The organism is Paenibacillus sp. NPDC058174, assembly GCF_042883865.1.
In the GTDB taxonomy this organism is placed as follows: domain Bacteria; phylum Bacillota; class Bacilli; order Paenibacillales; family Paenibacillaceae; genus Pristimantibacillus.
The window spans coordinates 76113-98414 of the sequence record NZ_JBHVUY010000005.1 but is presented as its reverse complement, the minus strand read 5'-3'; the positions used below and the strand labels follow the sequence as shown (position 1 = coordinate 98414).

The following is a 22302-nucleotide window of genomic DNA, read 5'->3' as shown; positions in this document are numbered from 1 at the left end:
ACTGCTTGTTGGCTTCATTAGTAGCCGGCAGCCTCTTTTTTCACGAGCCGATTGAGCGCTACAGTAATCACAATCCCCAGCACCATCATGGCAATGACGATCGTACTCGCATAACCGGCGTTTTGCCCGTTGAACGCTTTCGTATACATATAGGTGCTGAGCAGCTCGCTCGAATTAAGCGGTCCGCCCTTTGTCACGATATAGACGACGTCGAATACCTTCAGCGCCCCGGCCGTCGCCAGCGTCAAGCAGGAAGCGATGACGTCCCGCAATAGCGGAATCGTAATATAGATCGAGCGGCGGTAGCCGGTAATGCCGTCGAGCGTAGCGGACTCGTATATTTCCTCTGGAATTTTGGACATGCCCGTCAGAAAAATAACAAAGTAAAAGCCGACATACTGCCAAAGAATCGGAATGAGAACGAGATAGATCGCGCTCTTCTCCGTCAGCCACACCTGCTCACCCCAGCCGAAGGCCCGCACAAGCGCATTCAGCAAGCCATAGTCGTAGTTATAGATCAGAGAGAACATCAAGCCGATGGCCGTACCGGAAATGACAATCGGGAAAAAGAACACCGTACGGAAAAACTTAAAGCCGCGCTTGATGCTGTCTGTCAGCAATGCAAGCACAAGCCCGCCGCCCGCTTGAAGCAGGATCGCGCCGGCAACGAGAATAAACGTATTTTTGAACGCAATGCCAATAACCGGATCCTCAATCAATTGCCGGTAGTTGGCCAAACCGTTGAAATGCTTCGTATTCGAGAAATTGTACCAGTCTGTGAAGCTGTAATAGACCGACTGCCCCAAAGGGTACAGCAGAAATATAGCCAGCAGCAGCATCGTTGGCGCCAGAAACAGTACGATATATCTTTTATCTTGGAAAATCACGGCTGAACGCCTCCCTTTCTATCGTTCCTCATGACTGCCCCGGCACGTCTGTTGCGAGAACGTACCGGAGCGGATCGCGGGGCGCAGCCTATTTGGTCGCTTTATCGTTCAACTTCTTCGCTTCTGCCAGCACTTCCTCAGCTGTCTTCTTGCCGCCGGAAAGGTACGCCAGCCCTTTGGTGAATTCCGTATACGATTCCCGCGTCACGTAAGAGTCGATCGGCATCACAAAGTCCTTAGCCGCAGCGACCATCGCATTGCCGTCGGTCAACAGCTTAGCCGTTGCATTCGTCGCCGTCGCCTGTACCGCATACGTGCCGCCGATTTCAGCGAATTTGCCCGCAACGTCGGGGGAGGTGATGAACTTAATGAACTCCAGCGACATTGCATATTTGTCTTGATCCTTGTTGTTCTTCATATACCAGCCGGAGCCGAAGCCCGATACGATCATATTCTCGCCTTTGCCGCCAGGAACAAGAGGAAACGGCAAAATTTCAATCCCTTCAATCTTGCTGTTGCCGGCAGCCGTCCAAGAACCGTTGAACATCATCGCCGCCTTGCCTCCGGAGAATAAAGCCTGCGCTTTCTCGTCATCCAGCGTCAGCGCATCTTTCGGGAACGCCTTCTTCTCGCTAAGCTCGCGGAAGATATTCAGTGCTGGCGCCCAGGAAGCATCATACGCCTTTTGCTGGCCCTCCGGCCCTACTTGAGAGAGCACAAGCGCTTCCTGCAAATAAGGGGTCGTGAGCGACGTCGCGAAAGGAATAATATCATTCGCCGCAAACGTATCTACTGCTTTCATAAATGCGTCGTAGGTTGCCGGCGCTTCCAGCTGATACTTGTCGAACAGGGTTTTGTTCCAGAACAGCCCCTCATAAAAGCCGATGTAAGGAAGCGCATACAATTTGCCGTTGTATTTAACCTTGTCCATAATGCCGCTGTTAAATTGCTCCGCCCAATCCGCGTCCTTAGCCAGCTCATCCTCCCACGATATGATATCGCCGGATTCCGTTAAGATCGCAGTCTCGCTGCCATTGAAGTAAAACATGACGTCCGCCAGGTTGCCCGTCGCCGCATCCGCTTTTACTTTCGTCCGGAGCGCTTCATTGTTGACCGGTGTCGATTCATCCACGATTTTCACATTCGGATGCTTGTCTTTGAACTGCTGAAGCGCATTCGTCCACGCCGGCACCCAAGGGTCCGAACCCGCGAAGCTTGTCGCTACGCGCAGCGTAATCTCTTTGTCTTTGCCTTTGTTCTCTCCCTTGTTTTTCTCTCCGGCATTGCTGCCGCCTCCGCACCCCGCCATGAACACCATAACCGCCACAAGCACCAATAAGACCGTTGTTGCCTTGCTCCCCGTCTTCTTCATCGCTCAGCTCTCCTTTATTGTTCATTCATCTATTGAAACCCGGAGAGCGCCTAATGCTGTGATGCTCTTGCCGGGAACCAACCATTATTATAATTAATTAACTTTATTAATTAATTGAACAAAATCTAATGAACGAGTCAATTAGATTCCGCTTCCTCCAGAAGCTCGGTAAAGATCGTTTCTAAGCCGATGGCCACGCCGCCGATAAGAACCGCTTTCGTCTTCAAGGCAGTATGAACAATTGCAGCCTTCGAGGAAGGCATCAGTGCCGCTACTTCCTCCTTAAGCGTGTCGGTGTATGCCGGTCCCAATGACACGAACCCGCCGCCCAGAACGATTGTATCCAGATCCAGCATTTGCAGCAGGTTCACAACGACTGCCGCCAGCATTTGCGCACGTCTCTTCACCTGCCGGACAGCCAGCTCATCACCGGCATGCACAGCTCCCATAATGTCGTTGAAGCTGACCGGCTTGCTAGCGGAGATCTGCTGCAAGCTGCTGGCCGCACCGGCTGCCAGTTCAGCCCGGACGTCGCGTACCAGTGCCCCGATCGATACCTGATCCTGCAAACGAACTGGAGCAGTTGTTCCAACCAGATAGCCTGCAATTTCACCCGATGCATGAAAGCTTCCGGGATAAAGCCTGCCATTCAGCACAATGCCGAGTCCAAGGCCAACGTCTGCGCTTAGAAATACAGCGTTGCTGCAGCCTTGAGCGGAACCGAAGCTCATCTCGCCGATAATCGCGGCATTAATATCCTTTTGCACCAGCACCTTCGTTAGAAAGCGCTCGGATAGTGACTCCCTGAAATTAACTGTTCCTAGCGATTCAAGGTAGGAACCGCATTTCACCAGTCCGCTCTCCCCGTCTACCTGTCCGGGCACCGAGATTGAGATCATCAGCAGCTGCTCCCGGCTAATTCCCGAGCTTGCAAGAAGCTCTTCGATTTTGCCTGTCAGCAGCTCCATCAGCTGTCCCAGCTCATATTGCTCGATATCGAACTTCAGCTCCTGTACGATTTCCGGCTTCAAGTTCGCGACCGCCACGTTCACGCACGGATTGCTCAGATCTACCGCGATAATGTAGCCGAACTGCTCATTTAACCGCAGCCGGCTTGCCTTTCGGCCAACTCCGGATGACGCATCCTCCGTTTCCCGGACGATGCCCAGCGTGACTAGCTGATCTACGTTCGTACATACGCTAGGAACACTCAGATTCAGCAGCTTCGACAGCTCGCTTCGTGTCGCGCTCTCCCGCTGCCGGATCGTATCTATAATCAAATTTTGGTTCGTAATGCGAACAAACTGCTGCTTTGCTGATTTCTTTGCCAAAAGGAAGCCCCATTTCATTCAACCTGTTCATTAATTAAGAAACTTAATTAAACAATAGAACCGGAAGAAGAAGTTGTCAAGCTTTAAAAAAAATTAGAAGCGATCTGCGCAGCCGGAGCATAAATACACTCCTCTTGGCTGCGCAGGCCGTCTTCAATAGTCCCGATTACTTCCCGTCAAAAAAGTTCGGCAAGTAGCTGCGGTTCGCTTCCAGCATTTCCTCCAGCATCGGCTTCGCTACGGCAACGTCCGGAACGAGCGGATGATGTACCATCGCTTGCAGCGCAATGCCTTTGTCGCCGCTTATGGCCGCCTCAATGGTCAGCGCCTCATAGGTTTTCACCGTATGAATCAATCCTTTGATACCTTCCGGCACGCGCTGCGGCGGGATTGGAATCGGACCTTGTCCCGTAACGACACAGTTAACCTCAATGCTGGCATCATCCGGCAGGAAGTCGAGAATGCCGTTGTTGCGGACGTTCAGCGTTTGGATGTCTTTTTTATCCGTATAGAGCGAGTGCATCAGGTTGACAGCCGCTTCGGAGTAATAAGCGCCGCCGCGCTGCTCCAGCTGCTTCGGCTTCTCCGACAGGTTCACGTCCTTGTACAGCTCGAACAGCTCTGTCTCGACACGGCTGACGACGTCTGCGCGTGTTCCGTTTTTCTCCAGCGACGCTTTCATCTCGCTAAACATCGTGTTCGTCATATAGAAGTAACGAAGGTAATACGTCGGAATCGCATTCAGCGAAGTGAGGAAATCTGCATCCCAGTCGAACGCTGTTACGTTGGTTGCCGAATAGTCCTTGCCGCCGTTGATCATTTCCTCCAGCTTGTCTTCGCCATGGACATAAGCGGCCGTCACCCAGTGCAGGTGATTGATGCCGACAAATTCAGGCAGCACTTCGCTCTCGGTCACGCCGTATTGCTTCGCGAGAAACTTCTGGAAGTTGATCGGCGAGTTGCAGAGGCCGACTGTTTTTACTTTGCTGTATTTCTGCACAGCTTCCGTTACGATACCGGCAGGGTTGGTGAAGTTGAGCATCCACGCATTCGGAGCCAGTTCTTCGATATCTTTGCAAATGTCCAAAATAACCGGAACCGTACGAAGCGCCTTCAGCATGCCTCCTGGTCCCGTCGTTTCTTGGCCGATCACGCCGTAGGAGATCGGAATATGCTCATCACGGCGTCTCGCCTCCAGCAAACCGACACGCATTTGCGTCGTGACGAAGTCGGCGCCCGCAATCGCTTCACGGCGATCCAGCGTCAGATGCACCTCGATCGGCAAGCCTGCTTTTTCCACCATGCGTTTTGCCAGCTCGCCCACGATTTCAAGCTTATGCCGTCCTTGCTCGATGTCGACGAGCCAAAGCTCGCGAATCGGCATTTCCGGATATTTCTTAATGAAGCCTTCCACGATCTCAGGTGTATAGGAGGAGCCGCCTCCGATTACTGCAATTTTCAATGCTTTCTTTTCCATGTCGAAATGCCCTCCTTCGAATTTAGAGCGTGATGCTGCGGAGTGCGGCATCCGTGCGCTCGTCGATTTCAATACCGCCATTGTCCATTGCACTCATTAATGCGCCGATGACCGGGTCTACCGTCAGCTTGACAACCGATGCGTTAGGCGCCACTTGCTTAATGCCAACCTTGATAGAATCAACCAAATGCGGCGAGCTGCCCTTCGACATCACGCTGCCGGCCAGTACAACATCAAAGGTCTCCTCTTCCATGCCCAGACGCTTGATCAGCGCATTCGCTGCATTCGCATGCTCTAGGCCCACTTCCTCCAAAATGCGAATCGCCACAGCGTCGCCTTGGGAAGCCGCTTCGAACATCGTTTTGGCAAGCTCATAGGATGGCCGTTTGCCGTTGTCCAGCGCATCGTCATACATTTCCTGAACGGATTGATAGCCAAGCTGACGCGGCACAAGCTCAGTCAGAATCGTCGGCTGCTCGCGTCTTTCCCAGCTGCGGATCGCCGTGCGGAAAGCATGAACCGCCAAATCGCTTCCCGACCCGTGTCCGTCTCCGAACAAATAACCGAAGCCGCCATATTGCAGCTCCTCGCCTTTGGCATTGCGAGCCGCGCTGTTCAAGCCTGTACCGCTAATAATTACTGCGCCGTAAGAACGCTTCGTTCCCGCACGCATGCCAATCATCGTATCGCAAGCAATCGCATGACGCTCATAACCAAGCGAAGCAATCATGGGACGCAAAATAACATAATCCGGTTCGCGGTCTGCTCCGGCAAGACCGAAGTAAGCGAATGTAATATCTTCCTTCGTGGCATTAGCCGCTTGCAGCGCTTCCGCGCAAGCACGCTCGATACTATTTTTTGCTTCCGCATAAGCGGTTTGATGATTTCCGTTCCCGCCGTAACCACGGCCAAGCACGCGCCCTGTCTCATCTGTCAACAAAGCATGCGTCTTGCTTCCGCCAGCGTCAATTCCTAGAAAAAGGATAAAGCCCACGCTCCCTTCGTGTGTTCTATACCTTTATTCTAGAACAAAAAAACACCGTTCTCTAATGATAATGAACGATGTTCTAATACTATCTTACTGTTTATTTGAGAGTGAGCCGGAGCTCCGAGGGCAATTTCCCGATGTGCTGTTTGAAGAGTCTGTTAAAATTGGATAAATTGCGGAAGCCGCATTCCGCCGCGATTTCGATTATTTTCGCATCCGTCGTCTCCAGCAATGCTACCGCATGAGACAGGCGCAGCTGAATCAAATAGTCCATCGGCGAAGTGCCTACCGTCTGTACGAATAAAGCGCTGAATCTGGAAGGGCTGAGATGTGCCGTCTCAGCCAGCTCCTTGAGCGTCCATGGATGACCGATATGATCCTCAACCCGGCGCAGCGTCTGGCGGATAATCTCCATCCCCCGTGACTGGCTCGCCCCCATGCCGTCCGCCTTCGCAAAATAGCGGTTGACGAAAGCAAGAAACCGAAGCATCTGTGCACGAACGACCGCTTCATAATGCGACTCCTTCGCTTTGTATTCGCCTTCCATCTCTAATAGAACGGAGCCGATGCGTCCCAGCATCGGATGGCTGCGGTCAAGCACATTCTCAAACCGGCTGCCCATCTCGCGGAACGGTGTAAGCAGTTCCGTATCATACCGCTGCTCCAGCGCCAAGTATGCCGGATCGAACATGACGATCAGCATGACAAGCCCTTCATTTTCAAAGCCGCGGTGCAAGTCATTGGAATTAATCAGTACGATATCGCCCTGCTGGAAGTCGCAGCGGTTGCCGTTGATTAAGTAGTGGCCGCTGCCTTTTACAATATAGTTGATTTCGAGAGCCGTATGCCAATGCAGCCGTTGAAAGGGCGGGCTTACCCCTTCGGTCTGCGATATAAGTATCGGAAAAGAGGCCGGAAGCTCGATATGGTCCCGTATTACGGTTGGATGTCCTTTCATTCCGATCCCTCCCTTTTGCCGCGATTTAGCCATGCCACTAATATGATCTAATTATAGCAAAGCGACCCGTTCAGAAGGAAGAGCCCCGACCCGAATCGCACGAAGGACTGGTCCTTAGGCGGGGCGAAAGACTGGGCTGGAGTTGTTCAAATGTCGGGCTTGCGATTGATATACTACTTCTTGGAAACACATACTTAAACAAAGGAGCACAATCATGAACACAACGACTGGCAGCTTTACCCCCATACCAAGGGAGGGAAACAATGAAAAAATCCGCAGAGCCCGGAAGGGACTGCTTTACTTTTTCGCCATGCTCATCCCGCTCTCTATTCTTAGTTATGTGCTAGTATCGAAGCAAACTCCAATGTCTATATTATTGCTGATGTGGTCACCAGCCTTGGCTTCCATCTTCGCCCGCATCATGATGCGCGAAGGCTCAGCCGATATTTCCTTGCGGTTCGGAGGTCGCCAGTTCTTAAAGAGACTTCCGTTCATTCTGTTATTACCGGTTATCATCGGTCTTATTGCCTACGGAACGGCCTGGGCAGCAGGACTTGTCGACTTTGTTGCTCCGGATACTTTTATTAAAGCACCGCCTGCCGTTATCTTCGCAGGTCTTCTGCTAGGTCAAATGGTAGCAGGCACCGCTATTGGTATACTCACTAGTTTCGGCGAGGAGCTGGGCTGGAGAGGTTATATGCTTACCCGACTCATCGACGCTCGCATTCCTGCCCCAATGCTGACAAGCGGTATCATCTGGGGACTGTGGCATCTTCCCGTCCTGTTTATGGGGCTGTACTATTCCGGCCCTAACCTTGCTTTATCGGCGCTGTTGTTCATGATTAGCTGTACCTCGATGAGCTACATCATCGGACGCGTACGGATGACTACCGGCAGCTTATGGGCCGCCGTGCTTCTGCACGCATGCTGGAACGCCGTCATCCAAGACGTCTTCGACGCCTTCTCCCAAGGGAAGAACGCGCTATTGTGGACAGGCGAGTCTGGCATACTGGTTGCACTAACCTTGTTTATTGCGGCTGTGTTGATGTCGCTTAAGAAGATGAAGGTGCGTCAGCTTTACTAGATTGAAGAAATGCCCGCAATTTGCTGGATCTTATGCAAATTGCGGGCGTTTTTTTGTTACTTAAGTTCAATTCAATTTCCGCCTGTACCTGTCTGTTTCAATCTTCTGAGGATTAATTCCCGCTCAGCAATTGTGAATTAGATACCTTCATGATACAAAACTTCAACAGAATACTTAGGATTTGTAACTGATTTATTTGTTCTTAGACTTACATTAACTGTAATCGCTTCACCAAATGAATATATAGAATATAAACTTGAAAAATGGTCTTCATGATATAGCTTAGAATAATAGTTCAAAAAGCTTAAATAAATCAGCTCCATATCAGCTAAATTATCACTTTCTTCAGTTGAATACATAACATTCCCTAACCCACTACTGCTAAAAGAATACACCAGGCTGCCTTGAACCTTATTTGAGAATTTATAATCATAGACCACCATCCCAGATCCATCAGACTCAATAAAATTTTCTTTGATTGTCCTATCAGTCGTTTTCATCAGATCGGAAGACGAGACTCTCCAGTTGTATTCGAAATATCGATCTCTACTGTAGTTCCAAAAATAACCAATCATAACCCTCTTAGTGTCGGCATCTACATAAATTTTATTACCCGTCACTTGAGAAACAAACTTTAATGGAACAAACGTATTACCTTTTATCGTCTTTGGTGCAACACTAAGCGTCACTTCTTTATTATTGACCTTTGCTTTACTGTTTCCAATTTGTAATTCAATTTCATAATCTTTATTTTTTCCTGTAATAATTTTAGTTTTTGAATCAAAGTTAACCGATAGTCCCAGTGCAACGAATAACGGTTTAAACTGAACCAATTTAACACCTTTTTCTTCAATTGGAGCAATATCAAATATTACTCGTTCACCATTAACGTAAACAATATTCTGTGGACTCTTTGAACCTTCGGCAAACGATTTATTTGGAATTAAATTGAACATTAAAACCAAAATTAGTAACAAAAAAATAGATTTCTTCACAAATACATCTCCTCAACATAATTTTCCACAATACTATCATTATCGACAAATTTGGTCTAGGAGTTTAATGGTAGTAATGTTTTCGTAACAGCAGTATTTCTAAAAGCAAAAGAATCTCGTTTATTTGCCAAATGACGCAAATAAACGAGATTCTTTTTTAGTGCTCTATTGTTACATTTTACGTAGAGTTTCTTTATTTCCAAATTTAACTCTCACCAGACTGATCAACATTAAGCACATCAAGCAAAAACATGAAAATCGGAATGCCGATAATCAATCCCCATATGCCCATGAAATGCTGGGCAAATATAAGGATGATGAACGTATAGAACATTGGCAATTTTGTTTTCTGCGCATATAATCTTGGGTTTAAAACATACGTCTCAATTCCATGAATAACAACAATCAAAACGATTGACCAGATGACCAATGAAAGTCCGCCAATTTGGTATCCAATCATACCTATTGGGATGAAGGAAATGACAACACCCGCAACAGGAATGAGGCTCAATAAGAACACCATAATGGTAAGTGCAAATAGATAGGGATAACCTAATATCCATAGACCCGCAATGGTCAACACCGTATTAAACAACGCAATCATAAGCTGTACTTCAATCACTTTACCGAAAGAAGAGGTGAATTTTCCACCGAAATATTTGAATTCCTTATACAGCCATCCTATTTTACTGCTGCTGAACTTTTCTGTGAATTTAACGACTTTATTTTTCTGCATAAGATAGAAGAAGCTCAACACAATGACGAAAAGAATCATTTCTACCGATTTGCCAAGCTTCAAAATATAGTTGACGGTATTGCCCCAATAGCTTTGGAAATCCAGTTTTTCAAGCATATCGACAATCAGCTGAGCTGTTTCATTTTGCGGCGGAGAATTTAGGAAATTTATGCTGTAATTATACAGTCCTGCAACTTGAACCACGAGCTTAGGCACATAATTCAGAAAACCAATTACGATACCAGAAATAAGGAGTACATAAATTACGATATTTACGACAATCGGAGATATAGGAATAAACCGGGAAAGCTTCTTCGTAATAAATCCCTCTAAACGCCCTAATACAAAAGTGACCAGGAACACTAGAAGTATTAAATTGATCATATGCCGTAGTATGTACAGCAGAAGTGCAACTATTGCTAAAAACAATATCCTTTTCACGATGTGATTGGAAAAAAACTCTCTTAAAAATCCCATGTGCCTTCCTCACTTCTCCCATTCATTATTCATCAAGTCATTAAACTAATTATACTTCTTACGCACCCAATAAAACTACGTTTCTAATTTATTTAGCGGTAAAGGAAATTCACACGCCTTTTGAACATTTGAGACCCAATATAAGGAATTATCCCCACATCCACGCAAAAAAACTCTCTTTTATCTGCTTATAAAACACAAATAAAAGAGAGTCATTATTAAATATTTATAGCTGCATCCAGCCTATTCCCACTCAATCGTAGCAGGCGGCTTCGAAGTCACGTCATACACGATACGGTTGACGTTCTCGACTTCGTTGACGATACGGACGGAGATTTTCTCCAGCACGTCCCAAGGGATACGCGCCCAGTCTGCTGTCATGCCGTCGATCGAAGTTACGGCGCGAATGCCGACTGTGTACGAATACGTACGCGCGTCACCCATAACGCCAACGCTCTTCATGTTCGGAAGGGCGGTGAAGTATTGCCAAATTTCTCTTTTCAGACCGGCTTTGGCAATCTCATCGTGAAGGATCGCATCGGATTCGCGAACGATCTTAAGCTTGTCCTCCGTTACTTCGCCAAGTACGCGGATCGCAAGACCCGGACCTGGGAACGGCTGACGCCATACGATTTCTTCTGGCAAGCCGCACTCTTCGCCGACTTTGCGCACTTCATCTTTAAAGAGCGCTTTAAGAGGCTCAACAAGCTTGAACTTGATATCTTCAGGCAAACCGCCAACATTATGGTGCGATTTGATCGTTTGTGCCGTTGCTGTTCCGCTTTCCACGATGTCCGTGTACAGTGTGCCTTGAGCCAGGAATTCAAAGTCATCGAATTTAGCCGACTCTTCTTGGAAAACGTAAATGAATTCGTTGCCGATAATTTTACGTTTTTGCTCCGGATCGTCTACACCCTTCAGCTTGCTCATAAAGCGCTCGCGAGCGTCGATTTTGACAACCTTCATATCGAATTTGCCGACAAAGGTTTCCATAACGCCTTCCGCTTCGCCTTTGCGCAGCAGGTTGTGGTCGATAAACATACAAGTCAATTGATCGCCAATTGCTTTATGCAGCAAAATCGCGACTACAGAGGAATCTACGCCGCCGGACAGCGCGCAAAGTACCTTTTTGTCGCCGACTTGGGCACGAATATCGCGGATCGTATCCTCAATGAACGATTCCATCGTCCAGTTGCCGTCGCAACCGCAAATGTTGTACAGGAAGTTGTGAATCATTTCATTGCCGTGTTCCGAATGGCGAACCTCCGGATGGAATTGCACCGCGAAGAACTTGCGATCCGCATTGCTCATTGCAGCAATAGGAGCATGGTCTGTGCTTGCATCCACTTTGAAGCCTTCAGGAAGCTCCACAACGTGGTCGCCGTGGCTCATCCATACCGTTTGACGCTGTTCCAGACCTTGAATCAGATGGCTGTCAGCCGTGAAGTCAACTTCTGCCTTGCCGTACTCACGCTTGCCTGCGCGTTCTACTTTACCGTTCAATTGATGCGCCATCAGCTGCATGCCGTAGCAAATGCCGAAGATCGGTACGCCGATATCGTAAATGGCCGGATCGACCAGCGGCGATTTTTCCTCATATACGCTAGCCGGTCCTCCCGAGAACACGATGCCTTTCGGCTGCAGTTCGCGGATCCGCTCCACCGGTGTGTTGAATGGCAGCAACTCGCTGTATACGCCCAAATCACGAATGCGGCGTGCGATTAGCTGATTGTATTGTCCTCCAAAGTCGAGAACAACGATGATTTCATTTGGCTTGTTCATTACCGAGCCTCCCTCAATTAATGTAGTAATTATATCTATACCGCTCAAACCGAGTCAAGGTGAAGAGACAGGTTCCGACAATATTTGCAGACTCCACATTCACGGTTCTGCCATCCGCAGACCGCAAACCCGCATTTTACGCCTAAAAAGATGCAATCCGCTCAACAATATCCATTGATTCACTCAAATTTGGGAAAATGAAACAATTCGGATAAACGTGCGTAAACATTATCCGAGGTGATTAGAGATGAGCAACCCGTCTCCCAGATTAAGGAATATAGACGGTATTAGAGGATTTAGTTTGCTGGGCATTTTACTGGCGAATATGCTTTGTTTTCAATACGGGATGTGGGGCATGCAGGAGATGAGCTTATTCTCGCTGTCTGCTGCCGACTCGGCGGCCCACACCATCGTGAAAATCGTCGTGGAGACAAGTTTTATGCCGATTTTCGCATTTCTGTTCGGTTTTGGCATGGTCAAAATAAAGGAAAATGTGGAGCGCCGCCACGGCCTAGCCGGAATACCGGCCGCTCATTTGGCGAGGCGGTTTACGTTCCTGTTCGTCCTTGGATTGGCCCACTACATTTTACTATGGGAAGGCGATGTGCTCGTCAGCTATGCGATAACGGGCTTCGGCATGCTGCTGTTCCTTCCGGCTAAGCCGCGAACGCTGTTTATCTGGGGCGCTGTTTTTGCCGTTCTAGCTGCTCTAATCCAATATGGGGCCAGCAATAGCCCTATCCTTCCATTGTCGCAGTTAGAGAAATTCAATGATAAGACTGTCGACATCTACGGCAGCGGCTCCTTTACTGAAATCATCCGGCACCGGACGCTTTCCGACCCGCTTGGCCTGTACGGCTTTTACCAAGTAATCAATCTCATGCTTTCTCCGATTCTCATCGCGCCAATGTTTCTATTCGGCATGGCCGCGGCGAAGCTCAAGCTTCTTCATCAGCCGCAGCAGGAGAAGAAACTGTACAGGAAGCTGACAGTCATTCTGATTCCGGTCGGACTATTACTCAAATTCTGTAAATATTTATTGCCGGATTTGGGCTGGGCAGGCTCAATGGCGGCCTTGGGCGGCACTATTCTGGCAATCGGATACTTATCCGCCTTGTCCTGGCTGTTCAGTACGAGACCGCGCTGGCTGGAAGGCTGGCTTATCCGATTTGAAAGCGTAGGTAGGTTGTCCTTATCCAATTACTTGCTGCAGACGGTCGTGTGCGTATTTATCTTTTACGGCTTCGGGCTTGGGCAGTTTACGAAAATCGGCATCATCGGCGGCATTGCCGTCGCCATTGGGATATTCATTGTTCAATGCTTCGCCAGCCAGCTGTACTTGCGTTACTTCCGGATCGGTCCGGTCGAACGGCTGCTGCGCGCATGGACTGCCTTGCGCTGGAAGAGGCCTGCAGCAGAAACAACGAAAGGGACGCCTGCCGGACTTTAATGTAATGTTCGGCTGACATTCCTTCGCTATAAAACAACAATAAGAATGGAGTGAACCTGAGATGACGGAAAAGCTGCTGCTAGTAAAACCGACTATTGCTCTGCAATTGCCCTATGTTGAATTTTATGAGGAATGGAAACAAAGCGGCGAGGATATGGTCCCTTGGGTAATCGGCAAGAATCCTTCCGATTTCCGCTCGATGGTTCAATTTCTTCTCGATAACGAAAAGGAAGGGGCGCGTCCCTACGACCAGGTTCCGGATTCGACCTTTTGGCTGCTGGACGAAAACAACGCCATCCTCGGGGCGGTAAACATCCGGCATCGGCTGACAGAAAAACTCCATCAACTGGGCGGCCATATCGGCTACGGCATCCGGCCTTCGGCAAGACGTAAGGGACACGCGACAGCTCTGCTGGCGCTCGCATTGAACGAGGCTAAAAAGCTGGGCATCAGCAAGGCGCTTGTCGTCTGTGACGCCGACAACATTGGTTCCGAGCGCACGATACTGAGCAACTGCGGTATTCCGGACGTTAGCTTTACCGCTGAGGATGGCAGCGTAGTGAAACGGTTTTGGATTGAGACTTAAAGGTGTGACAAAAAGAAGCGCCAGGCTGCCCGTCCGATTATACCGGAGCAGCCTGGCGCTTCTTGCTTTATTTGCGGGAGCGGAGCGCTTGAATCGCCGTCGCCAGCTCCTTCGGCGGCGGAGCGATCCAGTCCGCCTGCTGCCCGAACCTCGCCTCATCGTCCCAAGTGATGAAGCGTTCAAGCGCTGCCGCGCGTGCTGGCGGCAGCACGGCTTTTGCCGCGGCTGCGTATTCACGCGCGGTCTGATGCGGCGTCCGCACGCTCATACGCCGCTGCAGCAGCTTCCATGTCGCGGCTGACACCGCTGTGAAGCGCTTCTGCGTCCGCTCGCGAGCGGCCTCGGCAGCCGATGATGCAGCTGTACGGGCTGGCGCAGCGGAGGACGCTAACGCTGTTGCAGTTGGCGCAGTAAGTTGTGGCGCCTGTTGCCCAGGCAGCGCTGATGCTGTTATTTCGGCTGGTACTGGTGCTGGAGCTGAGAGATCTGACCGAACATATGCAGCTGACTCTGCTGACGCAGACGGCGGTGCCGGCGCAGCGTGGAAGGTTGTCCGCGCCTGCTCTGCGGCCGTGCCACCCGAAATTAAAGCCCGAACCCGTCCATACTCCGCAGCAACCGCCCCTGCCGCTTCCGATGCAGCAGCACCTAATCCAGGCCTGCCGCTGTTCATTCTGGCATACGCCGTATTGTATCGGCGCAATGCCAGAGCCAGCTGCAGCTTATGCCGCTGAAGCATCGCGATCGCTGCGCAGACGAGCGCTAATGCTGCCGACGCCAGTGCGGCTTGTGCCGCAGGCGCTGCTTCGGCAATCGTTTGCGCTGCATTCCTTGCCGACTCTGCGACGGCTGCTGCGCCCTGTCTTGCCGCAGCCAATAATCCGTCAGCTCTAGATACAGCTGACGCATTATCTGTCATACTGCTGCTTCCTGCCGTGCTGCTCGATACTCCACCTGCTGTTGTAACCGCTGCGCCGCCACTTTCGGCGCCTAATGCTCCGCCTGAAACTGACGCAACGAGAGGCCCGCTTCCCGAGCCGCTAAAGCCCGGCGTCGGATCAAACGGCACCCAGCCTGCCTCGGGAAAATACACCTCAACCCAAGCGTGCGCATCTTTTCCCCGCACCTCATACGTCGTTATTCCCGTTGCATCCTCATACACGGGGGTACCCGAAGTAAAGCCTTTCACCCAGCGAGCCGGAATACCCTGCGTTCTCAGCAGAATGACCATAGAAGAAGAGAAATGGACGCAATAGCCGCTTTGCTGCTCGAACAGAAAATGATCCACCAGATCCGCCCCGGCAGGAGGAGCTTTCGTGTCTAGCGAGTAGGAGTAGTTATTTTCTAAATAAGTCTCAATCGCTTTCACCTGATCCAATCGGCTGGTCACGCCTCCGCCTGCGATTTCTGCCGCAAGGGCAGACACGCGGCCTGGCAGCGTATCCGGCAATTGCAGATAGATTTCCAAATCACTGTCATCGGCAGCCGCCTCTGCTCCGAAGGAATATTTGCCTGTCTTCGACAATACCGCCTCATCAGTTACGGGCAGCCTGCTTTGGACGGTATATTTTTCAACCTTTGCCGTATCGGACGGAGCAAACAAAGCCCCAGTCGCTTCGTTGCGCACATAAGTGTTGAGCTTACGGCGCGGGTCAGCGGCCTCAAGATGCTGCACATGGCCGGAAGCTCCAGCCGCAAACAGAGGCAAGCCTTGACCGGGCGAAGCAAGCATTACCGTTTGGGTAACGCTTTTTCCCAGCTCGGTCTCCCCTTTCGGCATGTTAGAAGATTCTGTGCTGCCCGTTGCCCCCGCAGTCTCAGAAGTGTCGCCTGCCTCGTCAACCGGAAGCAGCGTCTTGCGGCTCCACGTATCGCTCCAGCCCCGTCCGTCATAGCTGTTCTTAGCCTCACCCCGCCAATATGCACGAACGGGAGACAAGCCGGTAAACACAACCTTGTCATCTTGGACAAGCGCCCCTCCCAGCTCCCTGTCGTCGAAGCCGTAACCGGTCATTCCGACATTTCCCGTGCTTGCCTGGAGTACGGCAGAGCTTCCGCCGCTGCCAAGCGATATGACCGCCTGCTCCAAACGGCTTGCCAAGGATGCCGTCCATGCGGCTGGCTCCTGATAAGCTGGCTTGCCGCCCGATAAAAGCAGCCCCGCACCGACGCATATCGCAACTACGAAAATAGACGCCCCCAGCCAGCCTGTGCCGCTTCGCAAGCCTCTCTCCCGTACACCGCCATGAATGCGCTGCGCCCTGCTCGTTGCGACAAGCGCGCCCAGAAGCAGTCCTTCTGCCGTTGTCCTCAGCAAGCCCGGAGTTACGTCCATACCAAGCCAGACATGCAGCGTTAGCAAATAAAGCGCCGTTGCCGCAGCAAAACCAAGCGATAGCTGCCGGAGCCACATTAAAGCCTGAAGCGCCGGCGCAAGCAGCGCCCAGCCCACGAACAGAAGCAGCGTGCGCAGCTCGCCGGACATCGTCCACAGCCCGTACTCCATCATTAAGCGGATATCTTGCCACAGCATTCCCGGAAAATGAGACAGCCATTGCAGAGCGGTCTCATCGCCGCTTTTGAACAGCCACATCAAGCTCATGACACAGAGCCCGCTATTAAATAGGAATGACATATACCATGTTGGCCGGAACAGTCCCGCCCCCAACACACAGCCGATAATGACAAGCAGCGGTCCTAACTGGTAGATTGCCCCCCACTCGCTGTTGTCGACCCACGGAATCATCCACTCCGCCAGCAGGCCGAATAAAAGCAGTGTTGTCAGGAGCCGATAGCGAAGCGAATGCTCGGCTTGCCGATTGTCGTAATTAGCGCCCATTCGAGCTCCCTCCCTCTGCTGTGTATGACAGCTCCATCATCCGCTCGGGAAAAGGCAGCCAATGCAGCTGAATGCCATAGGTCTCCAGCAACCGCTGCTGCTCCCGCATCGCATACGTTAACACGGACTGCTTCGTCACGATATGAAGCTCCAGCCGGCAGCCCTGGTCGTTTGCCAGTGCAGCCAGCTGCGTCCAGCCTTTGCCTTCCTTCCAATCTGCAGTGTACGCGTGGAGCTTGCCGCCTGGCCGCAGACTGCCTAGCTCCTGCCGATACAAGGCCGCCTCTGCCTTGCTGTCGCCGCCGTTAAGGCGCAGCCTCGCCAGCCGCTCCTGCAAAGCTTCCGGCGAGCCCTGCACCGCTGCCGCAGCGTCCACGCGAGCGCTGCGCCCTCCCGCTTCACTGCCGCCGCCCGCATCCTCTGCGGCGGCGTCTTGCGCGGCAAGCAGCCGCACAGCTCCGCCAGCCGCTGCCGCGCGATCAATAGCCTGCGCTGCCCACGCCGCACAGGCGTCGAACAGCCGACCGTCGCCGCCATATGCGGCGGCCGACGTGTCGACAATGACAGCCAGCTCGGCGGGCTGCTCCGCCGTATGCTGCTTCGTGTAGAGGCCGCGCCCTTTCGCCGCGGCTCTCCAATCGATATGGCGCGGCGAATCGCCTTGCCGGTACGGACGGCTTTCCGGACCTACGCCCGGAAGCCGCTTCTTATACCGTGACGCCGTCGTTCCCGGCGCCCCCTCGATACCCGCTACGCCTTGGCCGGCTCCGCGCTCAACGACAATGCCGCCCTCGGGATCGACGCGCAGGCTGCCGGCCTCCGGCAACGCCGGCAAAGCGAGCAATTCGCCGGGGCAGCTTATTTTCCGGGTGATGGCTGTCATGCCAAGCCAGTCACCAGTTGTTACCGTCAGTTCGCGAAATACATGCTCGCCTCGCCGGACATTATGCAGTGAATAATCAATTGTCAGCTCCTTGCGAAAAAGCGGAGCTGCAATATATCGATATTCCATCCCCTTGTTTCCCGTCCGGTTGACCAGCTTCTCGCCAACCGCATACCACACTAACGGGACGGGAAATGATCGTCTAATCGTCAGACGGACCTTCGTCTCTCCGCCGTCTCTAACCTTTCGCGCCATAATCTCGCGCCCAGCCTCCAGCCCGGAGGCCCCAAGCAGCGGGCCTCCCGCTCCAATGATCATAATGACGCTTAATACGGCAAGCATGAAGGCTTCCAGCTCGCCCCCGCGTACAATTAGCGCACTCAAACTTGCGCCCCAAGAAAGCAGTAGTACCGACCACGCCACCCATCTTGTCCGGTAGGTCCGATGCTGCGGAAGTACGATATCCGCCGCTTCCTCATTTTTACTTTGTTGCCCGGTCTCACCGTTTTTCGGAGCCGGCATAGCCAAGCTCCCCGCAAACATATCCGCCGAATCCGCCAGCTTAGCACCAGGCCCAGCAGGCTCCATAGCTGCTGCCGCATTATTCATTGCAGTCGTGATGGAGCGGCTGACATCTTCAGTCCTTTTATTCATAGCGGCCTCCGGCTCGGCTGAACCCGGGGGCAGCCGGCTTGTTCAAATGCGGGATCGCCCGTATCAATTGCCGCAGCGTTTCGGCTGCTCCTCCATGTGCTCCAGCTCCTAGTCCATTCATGCCCGGGTAAGCCTCCAAACGGTGAATCAGCACTGCTTCGCCAGTTGCCAGCAAATCATCGGGCAGCACATAGCAGCGTCCCTCAATATAAGCATAGGCTTGGGCCGCGCGCAGCCAGTCGCGTCCGGCACGCGGACTCAGACCGGTGAGCAGCTGCTGCGAACGTCTCGACGCATTGGCGACTTTGACGATATATTCAAGCAGCTCAGGGTGCACATAGGCGAGCTGCACTTCTTTTTGCATACGCAGCCATTCCTCAGGCATGACCGCCGGCCTCAGCTGCTGCGGCTCCTTGCGCTGACCGTCCGCATACTGGGAGAGCAGGCGAATCTCATCCTGCTGCTCGGGGTAACCAATCGACAACCGCATCATAAAACGATCCATTTGCGCTTCCGGCAGCGGATTCGTTCCTTCGTAATCCAGCGGATTTTGCGTGGCAATCAGCATGAATGGCTTAGGCAACGCGCGAGTGTCCCCATCCACCGTCACATGACGCTCCTCCATCGCTTCCAGCAATGCGGATTGAGTACGCGGCGACGTCCGGTTAATCTCATCCGCCAACACAATATTGGCCATGATCGGTCCCGGACGATAGATCAGCTCGCCGCTGCGGCTGTCCCACACCGCCCCTCCCACAACATCTGCAGGCAGCATATCCGAAGTAAATTGAATCCGCTTGAACTCACCGCCGAGCGCTCGTGCGCAAGCGTGCGCCAGCATCGTTTTGCCAACGCCAGGCACATCCTCCAGCAGCACATGCCCGCCCGCCAGCATCGCAGTCAGCGTCATCTTAATCGTCTCTCTCTTGCCTAGCAGTACACTCTCTACTCTATGAATGAAACGCTGCAGGAGCACCTGCGGCGACTCGGGCCAATGCTGCCGCTCTCCCCGAACATTATCGTTAAATTTAGGCGCTATCATCGTATTCCTCAACCTCCCGAACGTATAAGATCTACTCTATCTCCAGTGTCGCCAGCTCTCAGCCGGTTTAGACCTGATAGAGTTGCCCCCTATAAAAAAATGCCACGCGCCCGATTGATATCCGATAACGCCCCAGTTGCTCGCTTCATATTTCCCAAGTTTGCATATGTATCCGCTACTAACCACTCCACCTCCACACGTTCGCATACGATCCAGTAACTACCATCCCCCCCTGCTTCACCATCAAAATGTAAAAGTACATTTTGATCGCTTCATTTCGCTCTCTTTTCCCCCTCAAAATGCAAAAGTGCAGTTTGTTTAGCCAAAATCGGGCGATTCGAGCCGATTTCAGCCATTTCAACTGCACTTTTACATTTTGAACGTCATTTAGGGCCGAAAAAGCAAAATCAAACTGCACTTTTGCATTTTGTTTGGTTTATTCAATCCATCCCCGCCCACTAACAGGTTAAAGATGGAGATAAATCACTATGTTTGAGGTCTGTGCCATCACCAGACTAGGCAGATCTCCTGCCGCCAACAAAAAAAGCCCCAAAGTCGTTTTTCGACTTTGGGACCCGCTCTTGCCTAAAGCGCCAACATCGGTAGGCGCTCATCACCTATATCGCAGACGCCGCCAGCGTCTGCAGCTTTTCCATCATCAGGGCCGTATCGATGCCCGCATGATTGCCCAGCAAAATAACAGTCACGCCATTGTCCAGATTCCGGGACATGCCAGTGGAGAAGCCGCTGCCGCTGCCGTTGTGGAACACGGTTTTGCCTTCCGGCGTCTCCCGTACAATCCAGCCATAGCCGTAGCCCTTCTCCGAATGCGGCGTATACATCGCCTCCAGCGAGGAATCGTCAAGCAGATTGCCGGAACGCAGCAGGCTGTCCCATTTTACAAGATCGTCCACGGTCGAATACAAGGTTCCCGTACCCGATTGGGAGACGTAGTAAGGAGCCTTTACCCACGCACCCTTGCTTAGCACAAAACCGTCATTGGTCGGCGTCTTAGCCGTTGCCGTACCGGAATTCGTCATGCCCGCCGCCTTCAGCATATTCGTCTGCACATAATCGGCGTAGCTCATTCCTGAGAGCTTCTCGACAACGTACGCCAGCAGCACGTAGCCGCAATTGCTGTATTTGTAGGCGCTGCCCGGCTCGAACTCCAGCTTTTTCGTGCGGATTTCATTTACAGTTTGTTCGATCGTAATGCCATCCTTGCGTGTAAACTCCGAAGGCAGTCCCGACGTATGCGACAGCAGCATATGTATCGTAATTTTATCGCCGCTTGGTATGCCGGAGACGAGCTTTGAGATTGGATCGTCCAGACTCAGCTTGCCCGCTTCGATTAGTTGCATAATAGATGCAGCCGTAAAAGACTTCGTGATCGAAGCGATCCTCGTCTTCATATCCGGCCGGTTCAGCTTGCCTTCACCTGCAATGCCATACCCTTTGCGCATTAGCACCTTGCCGTCCTTCGCCACAAGCGCCATCCCCGAATAGGAGCTCGACTTCAAATAGCTGTCCAGCTCGCCAAACGACTTCGGCATTACCGTCATTTTATCCGTAGCAATTGTAATCGAAGTTGTTCCGGCCGTTTGCGACAGATGAAGAGAAGCCTTCATCGCTTCCATCAGCCCGCGCAGCGGCACCATCAGGCTGCCGTTTACGACCCGGGACGGCCCGGAAATATCAAAGCGAATGCCGTTGACTAGAAAAAATGAATCACCAGATCGCTGTGTAATCACATCTCCATTCAACCGGATCGTCACCGTCCGGCTAGCCTGATCCCAGGAGATGCTTCCGCCAAGCGAAACTGCCGCTTCCCGCAGCGGAACCATCGTCGTTCCGTTTTGCACGAAAGGCTGTCCGACCCAGTTCGCGGTCTTGCCGTCTATCGTGACCACAGCTTTTGTCATTGCGCCCGCCTGTACAGCAGCAGATGCTGCATTAGCGAACGGTGCACCCAGCAGACCAGCGCCATTCACGCCGAAACCAGCAACGACAATAGCGGAAGCCATCATCGTTACCGCAAGCTTTTTCACATTCATATGCTTCTTCCTATTCAAATCCCTATTGCTCCTTCCGCAACAAAGGGATACCGTCCGTCCATTTATTCTAACAAGCTCACAGAGTGTGATGATTTCTGCATGACGCGGTCTATTCCCATCCTCTGGCTAGCCCTGCTTTGCCCTGAGACATCCCCCGGCACTTCCTCAACACTGCCTAACCCTGCAGCGTCTCCAGCACCTTCTGCACATGCCCTTTCACCTTCAGGTTGCGCCACTCTGCAATGAGCTTCCCCTTCTCGTCGATCAGAAAGGTTGAACGAACGATTCCCATGTATTCTCTGCCGTAAAGCTTTTTCAACTGCCAGACCCCATACAGCTCGCATACCTTATGCTCCGGATCGGACAAGAGCAGGAAAGGCAGCTCCTGCTTCTCTATAAACCGCTGATGCGATTTGATCGGATCGGGGCTGATGCCAAGCACGACTGCACCATGTCCCGCCAGCGCCTCATATGCGTCGCGAAAATCACAGGCCTCCTGCGTACAAGCCGTTGTCGCATCCTTCGGATAAAAGTAGACAATGACCTTTTTCCCTGCATAATCGCTTAACTTGACTTGCTCGCCGCCCGAACCCTCCAGCGAAAAATTCGGAGCTTTACGTCCGACCTCCGCTTTTGCCTTACTCGTTGTCATGCTCCATCTCTCCTTAACTGTAACGCACTTTGAATACAATTAGTTGCTTTCATCT

The 22302-nt window shown here is 51.8% G+C and carries 17 protein-coding genes; 3 read left to right on the top strand and 14 right to left on the bottom strand.

The window, feature by feature from the left end; genetic code table 11:
* Positions 1-17: 17 nt before the first annotated feature.
* From ACFVVF_RS22445 to ACFVVF_RS22420, 6 genes are all read right to left on the bottom strand, one after another.
* Complete coding sequence (locus tag ACFVVF_RS22445; protein ID WP_387814453.1) at positions 18-887, bottom strand: carbohydrate ABC transporter permease; 870 nt, start codon at positions 885-887, stop codon at positions 18-20.
* A gap of 88 nt (positions 888-975) precedes the next feature.
* Positions 976-2259 (bottom strand): ABC transporter substrate-binding protein, encoded by a 1284-nt coding sequence (locus ACFVVF_RS22440; protein WP_387814451.1) that lies wholly within the window; start codon positions 2257-2259, stop codon positions 976-978.
* Positions 2260-2396: 137 nt separating this feature from the next.
* Positions 2397-3590, bottom strand: coding sequence for an ROK family protein (locus tag ACFVVF_RS22435; protein WP_387814449.1), 1194 nt, complete (start codon positions 3588-3590; stop codon positions 2397-2399).
* A gap of 166 nt (positions 3591-3756) precedes the next feature.
* The gene (locus ACFVVF_RS22430) at positions 3757-5067 is read right to left on the bottom strand and encodes a 6-phospho-beta-glucosidase (protein WP_387814448.1); all 1311 of its coding nucleotides are present in this window, start codon (positions 5065-5067) and stop codon (positions 3757-3759) included.
* Between the two features lie 22 nt (positions 5068-5089).
* Positions 5090-6061: an N-acetylglucosamine kinase gene (locus ACFVVF_RS22425; RefSeq protein WP_387814446.1), complete on the bottom strand. Its 972-nt coding sequence runs from the start codon at positions 6059-6061 to the stop codon at positions 5090-5092.
* A gap of 91 nt (positions 6062-6152) precedes the next feature.
* Positions 6153-7013 (bottom strand): helix-turn-helix domain-containing protein, encoded by an 861-nt coding sequence (locus ACFVVF_RS22420; protein ID WP_387814444.1) that lies wholly within the window; start codon positions 7011-7013, stop codon positions 6153-6155.
* 214 nt (positions 7014-7227) lie between these two features.
* On the opposite strand from ACFVVF_RS22420, the gene ACFVVF_RS22415 reads away from it, so the two are divergent.
* Positions 7228-8097, top strand: coding sequence for a CPBP family glutamic-type intramembrane protease (locus ACFVVF_RS22415; protein WP_387814442.1), 870 nt, complete (start codon positions 7228-7230; stop codon positions 8095-8097).
* A 137-nt stretch (positions 8098-8234) separates the two neighbouring features.
* On the opposite strand, the gene ACFVVF_RS22410 is transcribed toward ACFVVF_RS22415, so the two are convergent.
* The 3 genes from ACFVVF_RS22410 to guaA form a co-directional block, all read right to left on the bottom strand.
* Positions 8235-9092: a copper amine oxidase N-terminal domain-containing protein gene (locus tag ACFVVF_RS22410; RefSeq protein ID WP_387814440.1), complete on the bottom strand. Its 858-nt coding sequence runs from the start codon at positions 9090-9092 to the stop codon at positions 8235-8237.
* Between the two features lie 205 nt (positions 9093-9297).
* Positions 9298-10305: an AI-2E family transporter gene (locus ACFVVF_RS22405; protein ID WP_387814438.1), complete on the bottom strand. Its 1008-nt coding sequence runs from the start codon at positions 10303-10305 to the stop codon at positions 9298-9300.
* 243 nt (positions 10306-10548) lie between these two features.
* Positions 10549-12087, bottom strand: a complete 1539-nt coding sequence (guaA, locus tag ACFVVF_RS22400) for a glutamine-hydrolyzing GMP synthase (protein ID WP_387814436.1) — start codon at positions 12085-12087, stop codon at positions 10549-10551.
* A 301-nt stretch (positions 12088-12388) separates the two neighbouring features.
* On the opposite strand from guaA, the gene ACFVVF_RS22395 reads away from it, so the two are divergent.
* The gene (locus ACFVVF_RS22395; protein ID WP_387814435.1) at positions 12389-13537 is read left to right on the top strand and encodes a DUF418 domain-containing protein; all 1149 of its coding nucleotides are present in this window, start codon (positions 12389-12391) and stop codon (positions 13535-13537) included.
* A gap of 61 nt (positions 13538-13598) precedes the next feature.
* A complete protein-coding gene (locus ACFVVF_RS22390; protein WP_387814433.1) occupies positions 13599-14123 on the top strand; it encodes a GNAT family N-acetyltransferase in 525 nt (174 codons plus the stop codon).
* A gap of 67 nt (positions 14124-14190) precedes the next feature.
* Here the strand turns inward: ACFVVF_RS22390 and ACFVVF_RS22385 are convergent, their stop codons facing one another.
* The 5 genes from ACFVVF_RS22385 to bcp form a co-directional block, all read right to left on the bottom strand.
* Positions 14191-16962: a DUF4129 domain-containing transglutaminase family protein gene (locus tag ACFVVF_RS22385; RefSeq protein WP_387814431.1), complete on the bottom strand. Its 2772-nt coding sequence runs from the start codon at positions 16960-16962 to the stop codon at positions 14191-14193.
* Positions 16952-18499, bottom strand: coding sequence for a DUF58 domain-containing protein (locus tag ACFVVF_RS22380; protein ID WP_387814430.1), 1548 nt, complete (start codon positions 18497-18499; stop codon positions 16952-16954). Before ACFVVF_RS22380 ends, ACFVVF_RS22385 begins: the two co-directional genes overlap by 11 nt.
* Positions 18492-19541 (bottom strand): AAA family ATPase, encoded by a 1050-nt coding sequence (locus ACFVVF_RS22375; protein ID WP_387814428.1) that lies wholly within the window; start codon positions 19539-19541, stop codon positions 18492-18494. Before ACFVVF_RS22375 ends, ACFVVF_RS22380 begins: the two co-directional genes overlap by 8 nt.
* Before the next feature lie 617 nt (positions 19542-20158).
* Positions 20159-21613, bottom strand: a complete 1455-nt coding sequence (locus tag ACFVVF_RS22370; protein ID WP_387814426.1) for a serine hydrolase domain-containing protein — start codon at positions 21611-21613, stop codon at positions 20159-20161.
* 157 nt (positions 21614-21770) lie between these two features.
* Positions 21771-22247 (bottom strand): thioredoxin-dependent thiol peroxidase, encoded by a 477-nt coding sequence (gene bcp, locus ACFVVF_RS22365; RefSeq protein ID WP_387814424.1) that lies wholly within the window; start codon positions 22245-22247, stop codon positions 21771-21773.
* Positions 22248-22302 lie beyond the last annotated feature (55 nt).